The sequence below is a fragment of the Methylobacterium sp. GXS13 genome (assembly GCF_001455965.1).
Taxonomy (GTDB): Bacteria; Pseudomonadota; Alphaproteobacteria; order Rhizobiales; family Beijerinckiaceae; genus Methylobacterium.
Genome location: NZ_LKKO01000080.1, coordinates 1 through 20,980 on the forward strand (window position 1 = coordinate 1; position 20,980 = coordinate 20,980).

Here is a 20,980-nt window from a genome sequence, read left to right on the forward strand (position 1 = left end):
GACCGAGGACGGCTCGGGCGGCTGCGCGGCCGCGGCGATCGATGGCCCGGTGACAAGCTGGCGCTTCCGACCCCTCGACCGCACCACGCCCTTCGTGCTGATCCCCAGCCCGGCGGACCGGCGCGTCGCGACGCGGCCGATCACGCCCGCCAGCAGCGGCATGGAACTCGACGCAGAGGGGCGGATCAGCGTCCGGGCCGTCGTCCTGTCCGACGCGCCGCCGGACTACGTTCATTGCCGGGTCGATACCGGACCCTGGCTGCGGATGGAGCGGCGTCCGGATTCGCGCTGCTACGAGGCGGCCCTGGCCTGGGACGGCAGCGGGCGCAGCATCCAGGTCGAGGCGGTGGACGGGCGCTGGCCCGGCCACGGCCCGGACTACGTCGATACCGACGTGATCGAGCCCGTGATGGCCGCCTCGGACAGCGCGGCGCCACCACCAATGCCGCAGAAACCGGGTAGCGACGCGGGCCGGATTCCGTCCTGGGTCGGCAAAGGCGTGCGCGGCGACCAGCTCGGGCCCAACCGCTACGGCCGCAAGTGGTGATCCTCACCACGACTCCGGGGGGAGATTGTAAGACGTGATCGCTGGACTGACCCTCACACCGAATTTGGCGACCTGGGGCATCGCTGCGCTCGCCACCCTGGGCGTCATCGTGCGCCCGTTCTCGTGGCCGGAGGCGATCTGGGCGGTGCTCGGCGCAGCCCTTCTGGTCGTGCTCGGCCTGCTGCCCTGGCAGGTCGCCCTCGACGGCGTCGCGAAGGGTACCGACGTCTATCTGTTCCTCGTCGGCATGATGCTGCTCGCAGAGATCGCTCGCAAGGAAGGGCTGTTCGACTGGCTCGCCGGCCTGGCGGTGCGTGCCGCAAAGGGCTCGCCGACCCGGCTGTTCCTGCTGATCTACATCGTCGGCACCGTGGTCACGGTGTTCCTCTCCAACGACGCCTGCGCGGTGGTGCTGACGCCCGCAGTCTACGCCGCCGCCAAGGCGGCAGACGCCGAGCCCCTGCCCTACCTGTTCATCTGCGCCTTCATCGCCAACGCGGCGAGCTTCGTGCTGCCGATCTCGAACCCCGCCAACCTGGTCGTGTTCGCCACCGACATGCCGCCCCTCGGCCAGTGGCTCGCCACCTTCGCGCTGCCGTCGGTCCTGGCGATCGTCGCGACCTACGCGGTGCTGCGACTGACGCAGAACGCCCGGCTCAAGGGACAGACCATCAAGACCGACGTCGAGACCGTGAGCCTTGGCCTCGGCGGCAAGGTCGCCGGGCTCGGCATCATCGCCACCGCGGGCGCGCTGATCGGGGCCTCGGCCGCCGGCATCGAGCTCGGCCTGCCGACCTTCGTGGCCGGCCTCGCCACGACCCTGCTGGTGGTGGCGTTGAACCGCGGCGGCCTGGTGGAGGTGGTCAAGGACGTATCCTGGGCGGTGCTTCCGCTTGTGGCCGGGCTGTTCGTGCTGGTCGAGGCGCTGGAGAAGACCGGAATCCTCACCCTGCTGGCCGATACCTTGAAGGGTTACGCGCAGGGGGATCCCACCGCCACCGCCTGGGCCGGCGGCGCTCTGGTCGCGTTCGGCACCAATTTCGTGAACAATCTGCCCGCGGGCCTGCTGGCCGGCGCCGCGGTCCAGGCCGCGGACGTCTCGCACAAGGTCGCGGGGGCGATCCTGATCGGCGTCGATCTCGGGCCGAACCTTTCGGTGACCGGCTCGTTGGCCACGATCCTGTGGCTGACCGCGATCCGCCGCGAGGGCGAGGATGTGTCGGCCTGGCAGTTCCTCAAGCTCGGCCTGCTGGTGATGCCGCCGGCCCTCGTGCTCGCCCTGGGCGCCCTGCTGCTCGTCTGAGAGCCCGGTCTCCGGTTCCCAGGACGACGCCTTTGCAAACCGCCTCGCCCTTCCACGACCGGAGACCATGCCGTTGAACGCCGCCCTGCTCTATCCCTTCATCCTGGTCGCGGGTGCGCTCCAAGCGCTCGGCAACTCTATGAACGCGCGCCTGCGCGACGCGCTGGTCAATCCGTGGCTGGCCGCGACCTACTCGTTCATGCCGATCGTGATCGTGTTCACGATCCTGTTCTTCACCATGCCGACGCCGCTGCCGACGCTGCAGACCCTGGGCGCGATGCCCTGGTACGCGCCGCTTGGCGGCGTCGCCGGGGCGGTGGCGGTGTTCGGCGGACTCGCCTTCGTGGACAAGGTCGGGGCCGGCCCGTTCAACGGCTTGACCATCACGGCCAACATCCTGACCTCGCTGGCGCTCGACAGCCTCGGACTGTTCGGCCTCAAGGCCGGGGGCTTCAAGGCGATGCCCTGGCTCGGCGGCCTGCTGATGGTGGTCGGGATCGTGTTCATCGCCCGCGCCACCGGCCCGAAATTGGAGGACGAGAAGGCTGAAGGCAGCGAAGGCGGCCTGATGGCCCGGCTGCTCTACCCGTTCATCCTGGTCGCGGGCTCGCTTCAGGCGGTCGGCGTGGTGCTCAACGCGCAGTTGCGCGGCGCCCTTGTGAACCCCTGGCTCGCCGCCACCGTGTCGTTCATCCCGGTGGCGCTCGTCTTCCTGTTCGTGTTTCTGCTCCGCCCGACTCCGCTGCCGACCCGGGCGGACGTGGCCCGGGTGCCGTGGTGGGGCGCGCTGGGCGGCATCGCCGGGGCGGTGGCGGTGTTCGCCGGCCTGCTGTTCGTCGACAAGGTCGGCGCCGGTGCCTTCAACGGGCTCCTGATCACCGCGAACCTGTTCACCTCCATCGCCATCGACCATTTCGGCTGGCTCGGGATGAAGCGCGTCCGCGCCGGGATCGGCCGTCTGATCGGCGGCGTGCTGATGGCGGCCGGTATCGTGCTGATCTCGGTGTTCTGACCGACCGCAAGATCGCGCCGGCATCGTCGCCCTCTGACGATGCCGGCGCCGGGGGTTTGCGGGACCCGATACGTCTTTCGACGCGCCGGCTTGCCCTGTGCACACCGTCTACCGCTTAAGACCATCTGGGTGCCGCGTCGGAAGCCGGCCTCTTTAGAACCTTGCTAAAGATCAGCCCGACAGGCCCCCCATGCCGCCGCGTCACCTTCCCGTGCTCGACGGCTGGCGCGGCTGCGCGATCCTGCTGGTGCTCGTCGGCCATTTCGCGACGAGCCGCGGGATCAATCTCGGCCGTTTCGGGGTGGAGCTGTTCTTCGTGCTCAGCGGCCGGCTGATGGCCGAGATCCTGTTCGTGCGCGCCACGCCGCTGACGCGGTTTTTCGTCCGTCGGGCGTCCCGGATCTATCCGGCGCTGATCTGTTTCGTGCTGGCGATGAGCCTTCTCGTCCTCGCCACCGGCCATCATCGGCAGCTCTACGGCTGCCTCGCGGCCGTGACCCTGACCTACAACTACTATCACCTGTGGTTCGGTGAAGTCCCCAATGTCGACCACATCTGGTCGCTCTGCGTCGAAGAGCACAGCTATATCCTGCTGGGCGTCATCGCACTCCTCTGGCACAGATTCGGGTTCCCGCTGCTCCCGGTCCTCGCGACGCTGGCGGCCCTGGCCTGCGTGAACGGGCTGGTCTCGACGCTGACCGGCGGCACCTACACGGAAGTGTACTGGCGCAGCGATGTCCGGGGCGCGTCGATCCTGCTCGGGGCCGCCGCCTATCTGAAGTTCGGCCGCGACGACCCGACGGATGAGACGCCCTCCTGGAGGCCCGTCCTCCTGCTGCTCCTCGGCCTGATGCTGAACGTCGAGGCCGTCCCGGACCCGATCAAGTACAGCCTCGGTACCGCGCTGCTCGCTGTGGCGGTCGCGGCGATCCCGCGGGCGCCGGCCGCCGTGCGGGAGAACCTGGCCGTGACGCCGCTCCTGCTGTTCGGAGCCTGGTCCTACTCGATCTATCTCTGGCAACAGCCCTTTTATGTGCTGCACGAGAGGATGGGCGGACGGATCAGCAAGGCTCTCGTCGTGCCGGCCATCGCCATGGGCATCGCCAGCCGGTTCCTGATCGAGCGACCGATGCGCGGCTACCTCAACCGCCTGTTCGACCGCGCGACGGGCCGGGGCGGCGAGGCGGTGAAATCCTATGCGACCTCATGAGAAACCGACGACGGGTCCTGATGGAGGGACAGTCGCGCGGCCGACAAACCCGTAGCGCCGGGACGCGGTGCCGACGGCCGGCGCGGCGCGACGGGCGTTGAGCGGGCCGCCCACGCAGGCCCGGAACCGTAAAGGGCGCGCGCTCTCTCTGTGACCGACCCGCTCAGACAGCTGCCGCCATCTGCGGCACGGCGGCGGCGAGCATGGCAGGCGTGGGCTCCGGCGGAGCCTTGCGGGAAACGTAGTACAGATCGACCGCGCGCCAGAACGCGGTCTGCTCTTCCACCGACCGGCGAGCGAGCGCCGATTCGAGGATGGCCATGGCGGCCCGTGCGGGCTCGCTCCGCTCAAGCTCGTCGAGCAGTCCGGCGAGATGCAGCATGGGGGTCTACCTCCGAACGAACGACGATAGGGAGAAACGCCCAAGCTTACGAAAAGGATCCCTTCGCCAGCGGATCGCCTGCACGAAACTTGCCTCGCACCGGGCGGGGTCTACGATCCCGGCCGGCGAGCCCGACTCGCGATCGCCTTTCAAACCGAAGGATCCCCGATGATCTCCTGCCGAAGCGGCGCGGCCCATGCCCTGCGCGGAGCGACCCTGGCGCTGGCGCTCGCCGGCGCCCTGGTGGCGCCCCCGCTCCGCGCCCGCGAGATGACGGATGCCAGCAATGCGGCGGCCGTGAAGAAGCCGAACGTCGTGATCCTGGCCACCGGCGGCACGATCGCGGGGGCGGGCGCCGACGCGGCCAACAGCGCCACCTACACGGCCGCCAAGGTGCCAGTGGACAAGCTGATCGCGGCCGTCCCGCAGGTCAGCACCATCGCCAACGTGCGCGGGGAGCAAGTCTTCCAGATCGCCTCGGAGAGCTTCACCGACGCGCAGCTGGTCCAGCTCGGCAAGCGGGTCTCCGCCCTCTTGAAGCAGGACGACGTCGACGGCGTGGTCATCACCCACGGCACCGACACCCTCGAAGAAACGTCGTTCTTCCTCGACCTCGTGGTGAAGAGCGACAAGCCGATCGTTGTCGTGGGCTCGATGCGGCCGGGCACGGCGATTTCCGCCGACGGCGCCCTCAACCTGCTCGACGCCGTGACGGTGGCGGCGAGCAAGGAGGCGATCGGCAAGGGCGTCACCGTGACGATGAACGACACGATCCAGTCGGGCCGTGACGTGAACAAGCGGACCAACGTGGTGCCCAGCGCCTTCTACAGCCAGTGGGGGCCGCTCGGCATGGTGATCGAGGGCAAGACCTACTTCGTCCGCTCCCTGGCGAAGCGTCACAACAGCAGTTCCGAGTTCGATATCGATACGATCGACAGCCTGCCGCTGGTCGGCATCGTCTACGGCTCGGGCAACATGATCCCCGGGGTATACGATGCCGAGGTCCAGGCCGGCGCCAAGGCGATCGTCAATGCCGGCACGGGCAACGGCTCGGTGGCCGGCTACCTCGTGGACAAGCTCAAGGACATCCGCTCCAAGGGCACGATCGTGATCCGCTCCTCGCGGGTTCCGGACGGCCTGGTCCTGCGCAACGCCGAGCAGCCGGACGACAAATACGACTGGGTCGTCGCCCACGACCTCAACCCGGCCAAGGCCAAGATCCTGGCCGCCGTGGCGCTGACCAAGACCCAGGACACCAAGGAGCTGCAGCGCATCTTCTGGGAGTATTGAGCGGCTCTTCTATTAGGATGACTCTCACCCAGCCTCTTTGAAGATGCATGAGGCCTGAGACGGGCACCTCCCCCTCCCCCCCCTGCGGGGGAGGGAAAGCCGCGGTGCTTTCCGTGTATTCTGCCGACCCGATGTACGAATCCGCGAGCCTGCAAAGGGGGGGAGGAAGGGCGCGTGTCCATTCTCGTGGCGTTTCATCCGACAGCGGGCGATCCGGGTCGGGATCGAAAAACCCGCCCTTCTGGAGCGCAAGCTTCGGCCCTCCATCGATCGCGATGGTCATACGCCGTCGCGCCCATCCCGCGTCGGCGGCCGCGCTCGGCCGCCCTGCGCGGGGGCCGGGTTACAACATCTCGGCCACCGCCTAGATAGCCCGGTGCGACGCGGTCGCGGCCGGGATCGGTACCGGCCCGGCGATCCGTCGCCATCCTGGACGGAGGTACGTGCATGACCGAGCTTCATCCCGAGGTCGCGGCGGTCACCGAGCGCGTGGTCGCGCGCTCCCGCGAGTCCCGGCGGACCTATCTCGACCTGATCGCCCGGGAGCGCGATTCGGGCGTGCACCGGCCGACGCTCGCCTGCGGCAACCTCGCCCACGGCTTCGCCGCCTCCGGCGAGGACAAGCCGGCGCTCCGCGACGGCCGGACGGTGATGAACATCGGCATCGTCACTGCCTACAACGACATGCTGTCGGCCCATCAGCCCTACGGGCGCTATCCCGACCAGATCAAGGTCTTCGCCCGCGAGCGCGGCGCCACCGCCCAGGTGGCGGGCGGCACCCCGGCGATGTGCGACGGCGTCACGCAAGGGCAGCGCGGCATGGAGCTGTCGCTGTTCTCCCGGGACACGATCGCGCTCTCCACCGCGGTCGGCCTGAGCCACGGCATGTTCGACGGCGCCGCGCTTCTCGGCATCTGCGACAAGATCGTGCCGGGCCTGCTGATCGGGGCGCTGCGCTTCGGCCACCTGCCGACGATCCTGATCCCGGCCGGGCCGATGCCCTCGGGGCTCGCCAACAAGGAGAAGCAGCGGATCCGCCAGCTCTACGCCGAGGGCAAGGTCGGCCGCGCGGAACTGCTCGAATCCGAGTCCGCCTCCTATCACGGGGCCGGCACCTGCACGTTCTACGGCACCGCCAACTCGAACCAGATGATGATGGACATGATGGGCCTGCACATGCCGGGCGCCTCGTTCATCAACCCGGGCACCAAGCTGCGCCAGGCCGTGACCCGGGCGGCGATCCACCGGCTCACCGAGATCGGCGCCGCCGGCAACGATTACCGGCCGCTCGGCCTCTGCGTGGACGAGAAGGCGATCGTGAACGCCGCGGTGGGCCTGCTGGCGACCGGCGGCTCGACCAACCACGCGATCCACCTGCCGGCCATCGCCCGCGCCGCCGGCATCGTGATCGACTGGGAGGATATCGACCGGCTGTCCAACACCGTGCCGCTGATCGCCCGGGTCTACCCGAACGGCGCCGGCGACGTGAACCACTTCCACGCCGCCGGCGGGATGAGCTTCGTCATGGCGGCGCTGCTCGATGCCGGGCTGCTCCACGACGACATCCTCACGGTGGCCGGCCAGTCGCTGCGCGATCACGCGCGCGACCCGAAGCTCGACGGCGAGGAGCTCGTCTTCCAGGATGCGGTGCCGGAGAGCCTGGACGACACCATGATCCGCCGGCCCGACAACCCGTTCCAGCCCGATGGCGGCATGCGGCTGGTGTCGGGCAATCTCGGCCGGGCGACGTTCAAGACCAGCGCCGTGGAGGAGAGCCGCCGGACCATCGAGGCCCCGGCCCGGGTGTTCTCCGACCAGGACGACGTGCTCAAGGCGTTCAAGGCCGGCGAGCTGGAGCGCGACGTGGTCGTGGTGGTGCGGTTCCAGGGGCCGCGGGCCAACGGCATGCCGGAACTGCACAAGCTGACGCCCCCGCTCGGGGTGCTGCAGGACCGCGGCCACAAGGTCGCTCTGGTCACGGATGGGCGCATGTCCGGCGCCTCCGGCAAGGTCCCGGCCGCCATCCACCTGAGCCCGGAAGCGCTCGGCGGTGGTGCCATCGGGCGGATTCGCGACGGCGATATCGTCCGCCTCAGCGCCGCCGAGGGGTTGCTGGAGGTCCTCGTCGACGCCGCCGAACTGGACGCCCGCGAGGCAGCGGTCCAGCCGGTTCCGGAAACGGGAACCGGGCGTGAGCTGTTCGCTCTCATGCGCCAAGGGGCCGACACCGCGGAGCGGGGCGCCTCAGCCATGCTCGCCGCGGCCGGCCTGTGAACGTCGAACGGGAGAAGCCGATCATGAACGATCTGACCAGCATCGACGCGCTGATGCGCTCCGTGCCCGTCATCCCGGTCTTGGTGATCGAGGATGTCGCCCAGGCTCGGCCGATCGCCGAGGCTCTCGTGGCGGGTGGGCTCACCGCCCTGGAGGTCACCCTGCGCACCCCGGCAGCGCTGGATGTGATCCGCGAGATGACCCAGGTCGAGGGTGCGGTGGTCGGGGCCGGCACAGTCCTGAACCCCGTCGATCTCGAGAACGCCCTGGCGGCGGGCGCCGAGTTCATCGTCTCGCCGGGGCTCACGGAGCCGCTGACCGACGCCGCCAAGGCCAACGGCGTCCCCTACCTGCCGGGCGTGGCCACGGCGGCCGACATCATGCGCGGGCTCGATTACGGGCTCGACCGGTTCAAGTTCTTCCCGGCCGAGGCCGCGGGCGGGATCAAGGCCCTGAAGGCGATGACCGCGGTGTTCGGCCAGGTGAGGTTCTGCCCGACAGGTGGGATCACCGAGGCGACCGCTCCGGATTGGCTCGCCATCCCGTCGGTGCTCTGCGTCGGCGGCAGCTGGGTGGTGAAGCCCGGCCCGCTCGACCGGGACGCCATCAAGCGCGCGGCCCGGAATGCCGCCAACCTGCGCAAGGCCGCCTGAACAGGGCGCCCAACAAGAACGCCCGCCGCGGCTGAGCCGGGCGGGCGTTCCATCATCCAAAAACTTGCGTGGTGACGATCAGCAGTCGTCGCCGCCCTTGCCAGCCTGCGCGGCGGTCGGCTTGCCCTGCGACTGGGCCTGCACGTCCGACGGCGACGTCGCGGTGCCGGCATTGGTCATGGCACCGACGGTCCCGGGGGATTCGGCCTTGGCGCCCGGGGTGGTCGGGGTCTTCACGCTCGGATCGACGGTCGAGGCCTTGCTGGCTTCCTTGTCGCGCGTCACGGTCGTCCCGGTCGCGCACGGCGCCGCGAAGGCGGCGGTCGACATCAGGATGAGAGCGCCGGCGCCCGCAAGGGTCTTGATCTTGGTCATGCGTTCCTCCGATTTATTCAGCGCATGACAAACGGACCCCGCAGTCTCAGGTTCCTTAATATTTCCAACTCGCAACTTCTGCGGGGCATTTTCCCCGGGCCGTCGTGACGAAGTCCACTTATTCCGCCGGTTGCGGCGCGCGGCGTTCCCGCGGGGTGAAGACGCTGCCCTGGGGCTCAAGGACGATCCGCCGGTCGTGGAACGCGTCCAGCGTCGAGCGGTGGCCGATGGAGACGATGGTGGTGTCGGGCAGCCGCTCGCGCAGCATCGCGTAGATTTTCGCCTCGGAGGGCTCGTCCAGGGAGGCGGTGGATTCGTCGAGGAACAGCCAGGCGGGCTTGGCCAGGATCGCCCGGGCGATGGCGAGGCGCTGCTGCTCGCCCCCCGAGAGGCGCCGCTCCCAGGTGTCGGTCTCGTCCAAGCGGTCGATGAGATGCGGGAGCTGCGCCGCCGTCAGCGCATCCCGGATCGCGGCATCCGAGAACTGGTCGGTGGTGTTCGGGTAGACCACGGCGCCCCGCAGGGTCCCCTGCGGAATGTAGGGCCGCTGCGGCAGGAGCAGCGTCGATTGGCCGGCCGGCACGTCGACCCGGCCCTTGCCGAACGGCCAGATCCCGGCGATCGCCCGGAACAGCGTCGACTTGCCGGAGCCCGAGGGGCCGGTGACCAGAGTCGCGCCGCCGCGGGCCAGGGTCAGTTCCGGCGCCGACACGATCTCGCGGCCATCCGGCAGGGCGAGAACCAGCCCGCGCGCGGTGACGCCGTTGGCGGTCTCGTTGCCCTGGACCAGTCCGTAGCCCGCCGATTCCAGCGCCTCGGCCTTGCTCATCGCCCGGCGGAAGGACCCGAGACGGATGGTGTTCGCCTTGTAGGAGGCGAGCGTGGTGTAGGAATCCACGAAGAACGACAGGGAACTCTGCACCTGTCCGAACGCCTGCGAGGTCTGCTGGAGCGCGCCCAGGGTGATCTTCTTGGCGAAGAAGGACGGGGCGGCGAGGACCATCGGGAAGATGACGCTCGCCTGCCGGTAGCTGAACGTGAAGGCGATCAGCTTGATGCGGCGGAAGATGATGCCGACGTAATTGTCGATGATCATGTGGAACAGCGAGCCGAGACGCGTGGCCTCGGCGCGCTCGCCGCGCAGCAGCGCGATCTGCTCCGAATAGATCCGGTTGCGGGCCAGCGAGAAGCGGAAATCGGCCTCGACCTGCTCCTGCCGGAAGTTCAGCCCGATCAGGGGCCGGCCGATCAGGTGGGTGAGCCAGGTGCCGACCACCGCGTAGGCGATCACCAGCCAGACCAGGAAGCCCGGGATCACCGTGTCGGTGAACGGCACGACGAAGTCGCGCGACAGCGTCCACAGGATCACGATGAACGAGACGAGCTGCGCCGCCTGGCTGAGCAGCCGGATCGACAGGCTCGCGGTCTGCTGGATGAACAGGTTGACGTCGGCCTGGATACGCTGGTCCGGGTTGTCCGCCTCCTCGTCGGTGAACGGGATCCGGTAATGGGTGCCCTTGCCGAGCCAGCGCTCGTACAGGCTGTGGGTCAGCCAGGTGCGCCAGCGGATGTGCAGCGAGGAATCGACGAACAGGTCGAACATGCCGATGGCGATGTTGAGCGTCGCCAGTGGGACGAAGATCCAGAGCAGCTGGTACCAGAACGCCGCCGCGTCGTATTCCTGCAGCGAGTTGTAGATGTCGCGGTAGAAGAAGTTGAACCGCAGGGTCAGCGCCACGTCGGCGAAGTTCACGAAGATCGACAGGGCGACGAGGTTGCGCCCGATCCGGCCCTCGGTGCTGCCGAACCAGCGGAACAGGCCGATCTCCTTGGTCGGCTTATCGCGGTTGGCGAAATACGGGTCGGCGATGTCGGTGATCGCGCGGATCGGCTCGAGATGCGAGACGCCGAGCACGATGGCGCCGAACACCACCGCGCCGGTGGCCGCGAAGTCGGGCGGCAGCAGCGCCGCCACCACCGGGGGCAGCAGGCCCATGGCGGCCACGGTCTTCATGCCGGCGAGCAGCAAGTAGCCGAACCCGTAGACCGAGACGAACACCTTCAGGTAGGCGGAGATGCCGTTCGCCGCGAGCAGGATGCCGGCCATCACGAAGCCGGCCAGCGAGACGTAGAGCGGCGGGCTGGGGATCCCCGGGAGCGCCAGCAGGATCAGCGCGGCCAAGGCCGTGAGCACGGCCTGGATCCCGAGCCCGGTCCTGAGTGAAGCCACGCGTGTCTCCCGCCTAACGTGAGCGCCCCTTTGGGAACGCAACCCGGCGGCCTTGGCCTTGGGTCGTGGCGACAACGTGGCACTTCGCGTGTGCTGTCACGTGAAAGTTTCGTCAGAATCCGGCGGTCGCGACGTCACGCCGCTTCCCGCGCTACCAGTTCCACTCCTCGAAGCCCGGCTCGCGACAGCGATAGCCGATCGGGCATTGCGGATTGTCGCGGGTGGGGACGAAGCGCAGTTCCGCGATCTCGGAGCCGTTGCACTGGTCGGGGCCGCTGACGAAGCGCTCCGAATTCGTCCCACCGGCGATCACAACGTCGCCCTCGTTCTTGATGAGCGCCATCGCCTCCGCGCAGGTCATTCGCGTTGTCCCGGCGGGACGCGGCGTCCGGGATTGCTGGGCGAGCGCGCCCGCCCCGATCGCGCCAGCGACCAAGTGAATGCACAGCCAGGCGAGGACCAGCGGCCTCATCAAGAGTGGGTTCCAGAACGCACGCACCCGAGAAGAAAGTCCTCGGGTCTCGCGCCATCCTGCACGGCTGAGGGGCCCGCGACTGTCACCGGAATGCGCCACCATGCGGCTTTCGCCGTTGGACCGCCGCAATCACCGGATTATGGGATTCCCGGACCACGGAGAGCGCTCGTCACTTCGGGACCGCGGATGCCCCAGGGGCAGCCCCGGCACGAGCCTCCCGGTCGGCCCTCCGGCACGCGCCTCCGGCGCCCAGCGTGCCGGCCGACGTGCGCTGGAGCCCAGGGACCCGCAGATGTCCGCCCTCTCGATCCTCGATGTTTCGGCCGTGCGCGCCGCCCCGGTGGCCCGCGAGCCCTACCCGTACACCCTCGGCACCAACGTCCTGAACCCGGACGCGATCGACGCGATCCGGCGCGACTTTCCGGACATCGCCAAGCCCGGCTACCTGACGGTGGACGAGGTCGCCCTCAAGGGCCGGTTCAAGGCGCTGATCGACGAGCTGGAGAGCGACGCCTTCTCGGAGATCCTCGGCGAGAAGTTCGGCATCGACCTCGTCTCCTGCCCGCGGCTCACCACGATCATGCGGAAGAGCCAGCTGAAATACGGCTCGATCCACACCGACGGCCCGTCGAAGGTGCTGACGCTGCTCGTCTACATGAACGACGCCTGGGATGCCCCGGCGGCCGGCCGCCTGCGGGTCCTTTATGATGGCCGCAACTACGCGCCGTTCGCGGTCGAGGTGCCCCCGACCATGGGGACGATGTTCGCCTTCCTGCGGGCCGACAATTCCTGGCACGGCCACGAGCCGTTCGAGGGCGAGCGCCGGGTCGTCCAGGTCGCCTGGCTCAAGGACGCGACGGAACTGGAGCGCAAGCGCAAGCGCAACCGCACGGCGCAGTTCCTGAAGGGGATCTTCGGGCGCTGAGCACGGCGGCAGTTCCCCATAGTCTCTTGTTGGGGCATGCTTTTCACCCGCAGGCCGGTGACCGAATCGGCACCGGATGCCTGGACCAGGGGGATCGAATGGGCGCGGTCGTGCTGGCCGATCCGGGTGAGGAGACCCGAACCGGTTCCAAGCGCCGCTTCATCGTGCCGGACCTCCTCGTGCTCGGCTGGGTGGGGCTGTTCGCCTACAGCGCGGTCTACCTGACCGAGGACCTGCCGTTCCGCTCCCAGCCCGCCGCGACCCGGCCGGCGCCGAAGCCCCCCGGCCGCCGGGTCGTGATGCTCGACATGCCGGAGGAGGCCATCCCGGACGTGCAGCGCCCCGACGCCGCGTTGCAGGCCGCGACGCAGGCGGCCCCGAGCCAGGCACCGCCGAGCACGCGGGCGGCCGCCTCCGCCCCGATGGCGGCCGCATCCGCCAAGCCGCAGACCTTGGGCAGCGCCGAGTTCGTCGGGATCTGGGGCCCGACCGCCGAGGCCTGCGGCGCCCGCTCCCGCCGCCGGGGCTTCATCCCGGCCACGATCACGCAGGAGCGCGCCCGGGCCGGAAGGACGATCTGCACGTTCCACGACAGCCGGCGGGTCGGCAACGCCTGGGTGATGGGTGCCGAATGCAGCGACCGCGGCCGGCACTGGTCCTCCCAGGTCCGCCTCATGGTCGCCGGCGACCGCCTCACCTGGTCGAGCGCGCGCGGCACCGCGGCTTATGTCCGCTGTGGCCGGCGCGGAGGGTGAGCAGCACTCTACGGCAACAGTTCCCGGTTGGGCTTCTCGGCCGATAATGCCCGCTCCGTCATTGCGAGCGCAGCGAAGCAACCCAGGGCAGCGCGCGATCTGAAACCGTGCCGTTTCACGAGGTTGCTTCGCTGCGCTCGCAATGACGGTGGGAACTTCGCCTGACCTGCACCGGAACGTCCGTTTCGGCTCCGGTCATCCTCGATACGTCAGGCGATCCCGCTCATCCGCCCCCCGGCGGCGGCGTTCAAAACAATCCGTGCGGCGGCCTGGCTCGGCGTGTCGTCGCCGGAGAGCCGCATCGTCCCGTCGATGCGGGAGAGCGCATCGCTCTGCGCGTCCCGCTCCGCCCCGCCGACCAGCAGGGGCAGCAGCGCCCGGGTGAGACGCTCGGGGGTGCACGCGGCCTGGACGAATTCCGGCATGGCGTTGTCGGCCAGGATCAGGTTCGGAAGCACGATGCTTGGGACCTGGATCAGGCGCCGGGCGATGAACTCTTCCGCCCGCGAGACCTTGTAGGCCACCACCATCGGGACGCCGGCCAGAGCCAGCTCCAGCGTGACCGTGCCGGAGGCCGCGAGCGCCGCCCGGGCGCCCCGGAAGGCGGCGTATTTCGACTCCCCGCCGGTGAGAACCCGCACCGGCACGGGCCAATCCAGGGCCAGTCGCTCGATCAACGCCCGGTGGCGGGTCACCGCGGGCAGCACCGCCTCGACCTCCAGGATGCGGGAGACCTGCTCCAGCACCCGCCCGAACACCGGCATCAGCCGGTCGATCTCGGCCCGGCGCGAGCCCGGCAGGATCACCAGGCTATAGGGCACCGCCTCCCGCCGCCGGATCTCGGCGCCGGAGGGGCGCAATTCCGAAAAGCGCTCGATCAGCGGATGGCCGACATAGGTGCAGGGCGGGCCGCCGAGCCGCCGATGCGCCTCCGGCTCGAACGGCAGCAGCGCCATCACATGGTCGATGAAGCCGCGCATGCCCTTGGCCCGCCACGGTCGCCAGGCCCAGACGCTCGGCGACACGTAGTCGACGATCGGGATGCCGGGGGCTGCCTTCCGGACCCGCTGGGCCACGGCGTGGGTGAAGCCCGGGCTGTCGATGATCACCAGCACGTCGGGCCGGGCGCGCACCACGGCGTTCGCCGTTTCGCGGATCCGGCGCAGCAGGGTCCGGGCGCGGGCCAGCACCGGCAGGTAGCCCATGACGGCGACGTCATCGAGGGGGAACAGGGAGACGAACCCCTCCTCGGCCATGGCCTCGCCGCCGACCCCGCCGAACACGGTCCCGGGCGCGGTCGCGCGCAGGGCCCGCATCAGCTTGGCCCCGAGCTGGTCGCCCGAATCCTCGCCGGCCACCAGCCAGATGTTTTTGGATGGGAACACGGAGGCGGCGCTCACGGCTCGGCTCCGTAGCCGACCAGGAACAGCCCCAGGCGGTCGGCCTCTGCGGCAGTGGCCGCACGGTCGATCACCAGGGTGCCGCCGGCCTCCAACGCCAGGCCGACGCAGCCGGCGGCGGCGGCGTTGCGCACCGTCCGGGGGCCGATGGCCGGCAGGTCGATGCGCAGGTCCTGGCCGACCTTCGGCGCCTTCACCAGCACGGTCGCGGGCAGCGCCCGCCCCCGCCCGAACGGCTTGCGCCCGAGCGCCCGGGCGCGGGCGAGCATGCGGTCGGTCCCCTCCGGCCCCTCGACCGCGATCACCCGCTCGCCCGAGACCGCCGCGGCCTGACCGAGATCGTAGGGCGCGAGCGCGTCGAGCACCCCGCGCCCGGTGCGGATCGATATCTCGGCATCGCCATCGGGGCCCATGCGCCCGAGGCGGCCCTTCGGGCAGAGGAGATCGGGGGCGGCCTCGTGGACGCCCAGCACCCGGTGGCCCTCCTCCTCGACCAGCGCCAGGGCGGCGCGCAGCAGCCGGTCGTCGCCGCCGCCGGCGATCGCCCGCAGGGTCTCACGGTTGCGCAAAGCCGCGCCGGCATTGAGCAAGGCGGCCGGACTCGGCCGGGAGACCCCGCCCGCCGGCACCATCACGGCCGGCCCCCAGCGGCGCAGCAGCTTGAGGATCGCCGCGAGGTCGAGGAGATCGACGGTGGCGTCGGCCCGGGCGCGCAGGGACCTATCGGTGAAGCCGCGGAGCGCAATCAGCCGGAACGGCCTTTGCGTCCGGGTCAGCGACTCGGCGACGAGCTCCGGCAACCGGCCGGCGCCGGCGATCAGGACGAGCGTGCCCTCGGGCAGCGGAGCGGCCTCGGCCATGCGGGGAGGCTCAGGCCGCCCCGATCGGAACCGGAAGCTCGCGCGGCGTGCAGATCGAGCGCTTGCCGCCGGCGCGGATGAAGGCAAGGATCTCGGACACGGCGGTGTGGGACTCGAAGGTCGCGGCCACGTCCTCGACCCGCTCCATCAGCGTGCCCTCGGGGGCGAACAGCAGCCGGTAGGCCCGCCGGAGGGCGTGGATGTCCTCGCGGGCGAAGCCCCGGCGCTGCAGGCCGATGATGTTGAGCCCCGATAGGTAGGCGCGGTTGCCGAGCACCATGCCGTACGGGATGCAGTCGTTCTCCAAGCCCGAGAGGCCGCCCACGAAGGCATGCGCGCCGACGCGCGCGAACTGGATCACGGCGGCGCCGCCGCCCAGGATCGCATAATCGCCGACGCTGCAATGGCCGGCCAGCATCACGTTGTTCGAGAAGATGACGTGATCGCCGACCCGGCAATCGTGGCCGACATGGGAGTTCGCCAGGAAGGTGCAGTGATCGCCGATCGCGGTCTCGAGGCCGCCCCCGCTGGTGCCGGGGTTCATGGTCACGCCCTCGCGGATCAGGCAATCGGCCCCGATCGTCAGCGTCGAGGCCTCGCCCTTGTATTTCAGATCCTGCGGCTGATGGCCGATGGAGGCGAAGGGGAAGATCCGGGTGCGGGGGCCGATCGTGGTGCGGCCGGCCAGCACCACGTGGCTGAGGAGCTCGCAGCTGTCACCGAGCACGACCTCAGGCCCGACATGGCAGAACGGGCCGATCCGCGTCCCGTCGCCGATCACCGCGCCGGATTCGATCACGGCGCTCGGGTGGATGAGGGCGTCGCTCACTCCGTCACCAGCATGGCGCCGATCTCGGCCTCCGCGACCAGCACCCCGTCGACGCGGGCCTCGCCGCGGAACCACCACATGGTCCGGCGCTGGTTCATCTTCTTCATGTGGAAGCGCACCTGGTCGCCGGGCGTGACCGGCTTACGGAACTTGCACTTGTCGATGGTCATGAAGAACACCTGCTTGGTGCGCAGCTCGTCCGTCCGGATGTGGCGGCAGCAGATCGCGCCGGCGGTCTGGGCCATGCCCTCGATCAGCAGCACCCCGGGGAAGACCGGCAACCCGGGAAAATGCCCCATGAATTGCGGCTCGTTGGCGGTGACGTTCTTGATCCCGACGCAGGATTCGTCGCGGTCGATCTCGACGATGCGGTCGATCATGAGGAACGGGTAGCGGTGCGGCAGCAGCTCCAGCAGCGTCTGGATATCGGCTGTGCCCAGCTCCTCGTTGGTGTCGCGTGCCGCCTCGCTCATCGAATCCCGTACCTTGCCTCACCGCCATCGGGCGGACCGATATCCGCCCCCCATGACGGGCGGACGCCCTCTTCGGAAGAAATCGCCGGAAGCGCAAGGGTTTCCGGGACGTGCGGCCGATATCACGCGGCGTCGGGGGCCGGATCCTTCTCCGGGTCCTTGCCCGAGCGCTCGGCCAGGCGTGCCAGCGTCGTGAGCTCGCGGAACCAGGCCCGCACGGGTTTTGCCGGCGTTCCGCCCCAGCGGCTTCCCGGGGGGACATCGCGGTTGACGTTGGAGGAGCCGGCGATCTGGGCGCCGCGGCCGATGCGCAGATGGCCGACGACGCCGACCTGGCCGCCGAGCACCACGTAGTCTTCGAGGGTGGTCGAACCCGAGATGCCGACGCCGGACACGATCACGCAATGGCGCCCGATCACGACGTTGTGGGCGATCTGCACCAGGTTATCGATCTTGGTGCCCTCGCCGATCACCGTATCGCGCGAGGCGCCCCGGTCGATCGTCGTGTTGGCGCCGATCTCGACATCGTCCTGGACGATCACCCGGCCGATCTGCGGCACCTTGAGATGGGTGGCGCCCATGGCGAAGCCGAACCCGTCCTGGCCGAGCCGGGCGCCGGGATGCAGGATCACCCGGTTGCCGACGAGCGCATGGCTCAAGGTCGTGCCGGCGCCGATGGCGCAATCACGGCCGATCCGGACGCCCGGGCCGATCACCGCGTTCGGGCCGATGACGCTGCCGGAGCCGATCTCGACGCCGGGCCCGATCACCGCGCCGGGATCGACCGTGACCCCCTCCTCCAGCCGCGCATCCGGATGGACATGGGCCCCCGGGGCGATGCTGCGGCCGCCGAACTGCGAGCCCGGCCGCATGGCATCCGGGTGCAGGCGCCCGAGCAGGGCCGCGTAAGCCCGGTACGGGTCACGGGTCACCAGCGCGACGGTTCCGGCCGGGCAGCGTGCCGCGAAGCGCGGGCTCACCAGGCAGGCCCCGGCCCGGGTCGCGGTGAGTGCCTCGCCGTAGCGGGCATTGTCCATGTAGGCGAGGTGGTGGGGGCCGGCGCTCTCGAGGGGCGCGGCGCCGGTGAGCCGGTATTCCGGGTCCGCGCCCTCAGGCAGGGCTATGCCAGCGGCGGCGGCGACGTCGGCCAGGGTGAGGGAGCCGGTCGCGGCGAAAAAATCGAGATCTGACATGCCTGACAACGCGCCGGCCGGAAAACCCGGCCGGCGCGCCTGTATTTTATCAGAACCGCGAGCCGCCGGAGAAGCGGAACGCCTGGGTCTGATCCTTGCCGATATGGCCGACCTTGCCGAGCAGCGGCACGTAGACCGACTGGCCCTCGTCCTTGGTCAGCGCGTAGGCGTAGTCGAAGCGGATCGGGCCGAGCGGCGAGTTCCACAGAATGGACGCGCCGATCGAGGAGCGGATCGCGGCGGTGTCGCGGACGTTCACACATTCCGGCTCGACGCCGATGTTGAACGCGGAGAAGTTGCACTTCCCGGTCTGCGGCGAGATGCCGTTGATGAAGCCGTCGCCGTTCACGTTGAACTCGCGCCGACCGTGATAGCCGAACAGCGTACCGGCATCGGCGAAGACCGCGCCCTTCAGGCCGAGATCCCGCGGGATGAGCGGCAGCGGGAACTGCACCTCGAGGGTACCGCCGATATAGGTTGAGCCGCCGATGGCATTGGAGCGGGCATCGGCGATGCCGACGTCGCGCGGGCCGATACCGTTCGGTGCGAAGCCGCGGACCAGCGACGGGCCGAGGAAGAACTCGTCGGTGACGCGCAGCGGCTTGCCGTCGATGGCGTTGATGTGGCCGCCCTGGAACCGGACGAAGCCGATCACGTCCTCGAACAGCTCCTTGTAGTAGCGCGCATCCGCGGTGACGCGGAAGAACTTGGAGTCGCCGCCCAGGCCGGCCACGTCGGGCTTCAGCTCGGCGTAGAGGCCGTTGCGGGGCGCGCCGACCACGTCGAGGGTCGAGTAGGCGAGCGTCAGGCCGGCCAGCGAGGTCAGCGTGTTGCCCTGCGAACCCTTGATGGCGATCGAAGCTTCGCCGTCATACGCGCAGTTCGGGTAGATCGACTGGCCGCCGATGTTGCGGCCGCTATTCGGGTCGATCGTGCCGCCCGCGTAGGTCGCGGTGTAGCCCGGGATCGGCGTCGAGCAGTCGTTGTACGGCCGCTTGAGGGTGTTCGGGACCTTCAGCTCGGTGTTGTACAGCGAGTAGCGCAGGGTGATGCCGAACTCCTCGGTGATCGGCAGGCCCAGGCGCAGCTGGCCGCCATACACCGTGGTCTCGTAGCGCGAGTACCGGGTCAGGTCGGAGTACTTGTAGAAGGCGTCGAAGCCGGCGGCGAGCCGGTAGCCGAGGAAGTACGGCTCGGTGAACGAGAAGTCGACGCCGCGCGAGTACTGGCCGCCGGTGCCGGCGAGGCGGACATACTGGCCGCGGCCGAGGAAGTTGGACTCGGAGACCGAGACCTCGCCGATGATGCCGTCCTGGGTGGAGTAGCCGCCCGCCACCGAGAACGAACCCGTGGGCTGATCCTCGACATCGATGTTGATGACCACGCGGTCGGCCGCGGAGCCCGGCTCGTTGGAGAACCGGACCTTCTTGAAGAAGCCGAGGCCGTTCAGGCGGCGTTCGGCCCGGTCGGTCAGCACGCGGTTGTAGGCGTCGCCTTCCGCGATATCGAGCTCGCGACGGATGACGTAATCGCGGGTGCGGGTGTTGCCGCGGATGTTGATGCGCTCGACGTAGACGTGCGGGCCGTCCTCGACCACGAAGCCCAGGGACACCTGGTGGGTCGCGGGATCGCGCTGGCCGGTCGGGCGGACCTGGGCGAACGGGTAGCCGGCGCGGTTGACCTCGCGGGTGACGTTGTTGAGCGTCCGCTCCACGTCATCGGCGTTGTAGACGTCGCCCACGGCGGCGGTGATGTTGCCGTCCAGCTTGGCGGTGTCGACGCCGGGCAGGCGGGAATCCACCGCCACCGCGCCGACCTTATACTGCTCGCCCTCGTTCACCGTGATGGTGATGACGTAGCCCGAGCTGTCGCCCTCGACGTAGCGGGCGTCGGCGCTGACCACCTGGAAGTCGGCATAGCCGTTCTTCAGGTAGTAGCGGCGCACCTGGTCGAGGTCGTTGGTGATGCGGTCGGGATCGTAGACGTCGGAGGTCTTGATGAACGACAGGAAGTTCATCTCGGAGGAGCTCATCAGACCCTTCAGGGTCCGCTCCGAATAGGCGTTGTTGCCGACGAAGTTGATTGAGATGATGCCGGTCTTGTCGCCCTCGTCGACCTGGTAGATCACGTCGACGCGGCCGTTGGGCAGGTCGACGGTCCGGTAGGTGACCTTGGCGGTGCCGCGGCCGAAGCGCTTGTAGACGTCGCGGATGCGGGCGAGGTCGGCGTTGACGATGGCCTCGCTGTAGGGGCCGCGGGCCTTCGCCTCGACGATGCCCTCGAGCGTGGCCTTCTCGACCTTCTTGTTGCCCTCGAACACGACCCGGTTGATCAGGTTGTTCTCGCGGACGGTGACCACCGTGCGCCCGCCGGACTGGGCGACCTTCACGTCCGAGAACATGCCGCTGGCGAGCAGGTTGCGCCGCGCCTCCTCGGAGGAGCCCGAGGCGGTCCCCGTCACGTAGGAGCGGATGGTGTCGGCATCGACGCGCTGGTTGCCCTGGACGACGATCTGCTGCGCCTGGGCGGCACCGCTCAGGACGAGGCCCGCACCGGCAGCGACTAGGACGATGGTCTTCCGCACCGACTTACGTCGGGGCTTCCCCGTCAACGACATCATGCAATCGCCCGTTTCTGTTCTGGTCGCGGGGGTTAGCCCGTCACAGGCGGCCGTTGACCGGTCGTCCTGTCACCCTGGTCCAAGCGTGGCTTCAGGTCCAAGCGTAGCTCTTAGCGGGATTCCCCTGCCAAGCAAACGCGCGGGAGGCCATCGTCAGGGGATTTTGGGGGGTCG

18 protein-coding genes and 1 pseudogene are annotated in these 20,980 nt (G+C 69.3%); 9 read left to right on the forward strand and 10 right to left on the reverse strand.

Features of this window, described 5'->3' with window-relative positions:
- The 4 genes and pseudogenes from AO398_RS24035 to AO398_RS24050 all read left to right on the forward strand — a co-directional run.
- A pseudogene (locus AO398_RS24035) lies at window positions 1–547 on the forward strand (metallophosphoesterase); the annotation flags it as partial.
- 37 nt (window positions 548–584) lie between these two features.
- Window positions 585–1,850 (forward strand): arsenic transporter, encoded by a 1,266-nt coding sequence (locus tag AO398_RS24040; protein ID WP_058194810.1) that lies wholly within the window; start codon window positions 585–587, stop codon window positions 1,848–1,850.
- A 73-nt stretch (window positions 1,851–1,923) separates the two neighbouring features.
- On the forward strand, window positions 1,924–2,862 hold the full coding sequence (locus AO398_RS24045) for a DMT family transporter (RefSeq protein ID WP_058194811.1): 939 nt from the start codon (window positions 1,924–1,926) through the stop codon (window positions 2,860–2,862).
- 190 nt (window positions 2,863–3,052) lie between these two features.
- Window positions 3,053–4,072 carry an acyltransferase gene (locus AO398_RS24050; RefSeq protein ID WP_058194690.1) on the forward strand — a complete coding sequence of 340 codons (1,020 nt, stop codon included), beginning with the start codon at window positions 3,053–3,055 and terminating at the stop codon, window positions 4,070–4,072.
- 163 nt (window positions 4,073–4,235) lie between these two features.
- On the opposite strand, the gene AO398_RS24055 is transcribed toward AO398_RS24050, so the two are convergent.
- Window positions 4,236–4,454: a hypothetical protein gene (locus AO398_RS24055; protein ID WP_058194691.1), complete on the reverse strand. Its 219-nt coding sequence runs from the start codon at window positions 4,452–4,454 to the stop codon at window positions 4,236–4,238.
- Between the two features lie 168 nt (window positions 4,455–4,622).
- On the opposite strand from AO398_RS24055, the gene AO398_RS24060 reads away from it, so the two are divergent.
- From AO398_RS24060 to eda, 3 genes are all read left to right on the forward strand, one after another.
- Window positions 4,623–5,744 carry a type II asparaginase gene (locus AO398_RS24060; protein WP_058194692.1) on the forward strand — a complete coding sequence of 374 codons (1,122 nt, stop codon included), beginning with the start codon at window positions 4,623–4,625 and terminating at the stop codon, window positions 5,742–5,744.
- Between the two features lie 447 nt (window positions 5,745–6,191).
- Window positions 6,192–8,018 (forward strand): phosphogluconate dehydratase, encoded by a 1,827-nt coding sequence (gene edd / locus AO398_RS24065; protein WP_058194693.1) that lies wholly within the window; start codon window positions 6,192–6,194, stop codon window positions 8,016–8,018.
- Between the two features lie 23 nt (window positions 8,019–8,041).
- A complete protein-coding gene (eda, locus tag AO398_RS24070; RefSeq protein WP_201025824.1) occupies window positions 8,042–8,671 on the forward strand; it encodes a bifunctional 4-hydroxy-2-oxoglutarate aldolase/2-dehydro-3-deoxy-phosphogluconate aldolase in 630 nt (209 codons plus the stop codon).
- 78 nt (window positions 8,672–8,749) lie between these two features.
- Here eda and AO398_RS24075 read toward each other — a convergent pair whose 3' ends face one another.
- The 3 genes from AO398_RS24075 to AO398_RS24085 form a co-directional block, all read right to left on the reverse strand.
- The gene (locus AO398_RS24075; RefSeq protein WP_058194694.1) at window positions 8,750–9,046 is read right to left on the reverse strand and encodes a hypothetical protein; all 297 of its coding nucleotides are present in this window, start codon (window positions 9,044–9,046) and stop codon (window positions 8,750–8,752) included.
- Window positions 9,047–9,164: 118 nt separating this feature from the next.
- Window positions 9,165–11,276, reverse strand: coding sequence for an ABC transporter ATP-binding protein/permease (locus AO398_RS24080; protein WP_058194695.1), 2,112 nt, complete (start codon window positions 11,274–11,276; stop codon window positions 9,165–9,167).
- Between the two features lie 151 nt (window positions 11,277–11,427).
- Window positions 11,428–11,748, reverse strand: coding sequence for a hypothetical protein (locus AO398_RS24085; protein WP_058194696.1), 321 nt, complete (start codon window positions 11,746–11,748; stop codon window positions 11,428–11,430).
- A 295-nt stretch (window positions 11,749–12,043) separates the two neighbouring features.
- On the opposite strand from AO398_RS24085, the gene AO398_RS24090 reads away from it, so the two are divergent.
- Both AO398_RS24090 and AO398_RS24095 read left to right on the forward strand, forming a co-directional pair.
- Window positions 12,044–12,676, forward strand: a complete 633-nt coding sequence (locus tag AO398_RS24090; RefSeq protein WP_007561106.1) for a 2OG-Fe(II) oxygenase — start codon at window positions 12,044–12,046, stop codon at window positions 12,674–12,676.
- Window positions 12,677–12,774: 98 nt separating this feature from the next.
- Window positions 12,775–13,431, forward strand: a complete 657-nt coding sequence (locus AO398_RS24095) for a hypothetical protein (protein WP_058194697.1) — start codon at window positions 12,775–12,777, stop codon at window positions 13,429–13,431.
- A gap of 209 nt (window positions 13,432–13,640) precedes the next feature.
- Here AO398_RS24095 and lpxB read toward each other — a convergent pair whose 3' ends face one another.
- The 6 genes from lpxB to bamA form a co-directional block, all read right to left on the reverse strand.
- Window positions 13,641–14,831, reverse strand: a complete 1,191-nt coding sequence (gene lpxB / locus AO398_RS24100; protein ID WP_244498879.1) for a lipid-A-disaccharide synthase — start codon at window positions 14,829–14,831, stop codon at window positions 13,641–13,643.
- Window positions 14,828–15,691: a UDP-2,3-diacylglucosamine diphosphatase LpxI gene (gene lpxI, locus AO398_RS24105; protein ID WP_058194698.1), complete on the reverse strand. Its 864-nt coding sequence runs from the start codon at window positions 15,689–15,691 to the stop codon at window positions 14,828–14,830. Before lpxI ends, lpxB begins: the two co-directional genes overlap by 4 nt.
- A gap of 10 nt (window positions 15,692–15,701) precedes the next feature.
- The gene (lpxA, locus tag AO398_RS24110; RefSeq protein WP_058194699.1) at window positions 15,702–16,520 is read right to left on the reverse strand and encodes an acyl-ACP--UDP-N-acetylglucosamine O-acyltransferase; all 819 of its coding nucleotides are present in this window, start codon (window positions 16,518–16,520) and stop codon (window positions 15,702–15,704) included.
- Window positions 16,517–16,993, reverse strand: a complete 477-nt coding sequence (gene fabZ / locus AO398_RS24115) for a 3-hydroxyacyl-ACP dehydratase FabZ (protein WP_058194700.1) — start codon at window positions 16,991–16,993, stop codon at window positions 16,517–16,519. Before fabZ ends, lpxA begins: the two co-directional genes overlap by 4 nt.
- Window positions 16,994–17,115: 122 nt before the next feature.
- Window positions 17,116–18,186, reverse strand: coding sequence for a UDP-3-O-(3-hydroxymyristoyl)glucosamine N-acyltransferase (gene lpxD, locus AO398_RS24120; protein WP_058194701.1), 1,071 nt, complete (start codon window positions 18,184–18,186; stop codon window positions 17,116–17,118).
- Window positions 18,187–18,235: 49 nt separating this feature from the next.
- Window positions 18,236–20,806: an outer membrane protein assembly factor BamA gene (bamA, locus tag AO398_RS24125; RefSeq protein WP_058194702.1), complete on the reverse strand. Its 2,571-nt coding sequence runs from the start codon at window positions 20,804–20,806 to the stop codon at window positions 18,236–18,238.
- Window positions 20,807–20,980: the final 174 nt, after the last annotated feature.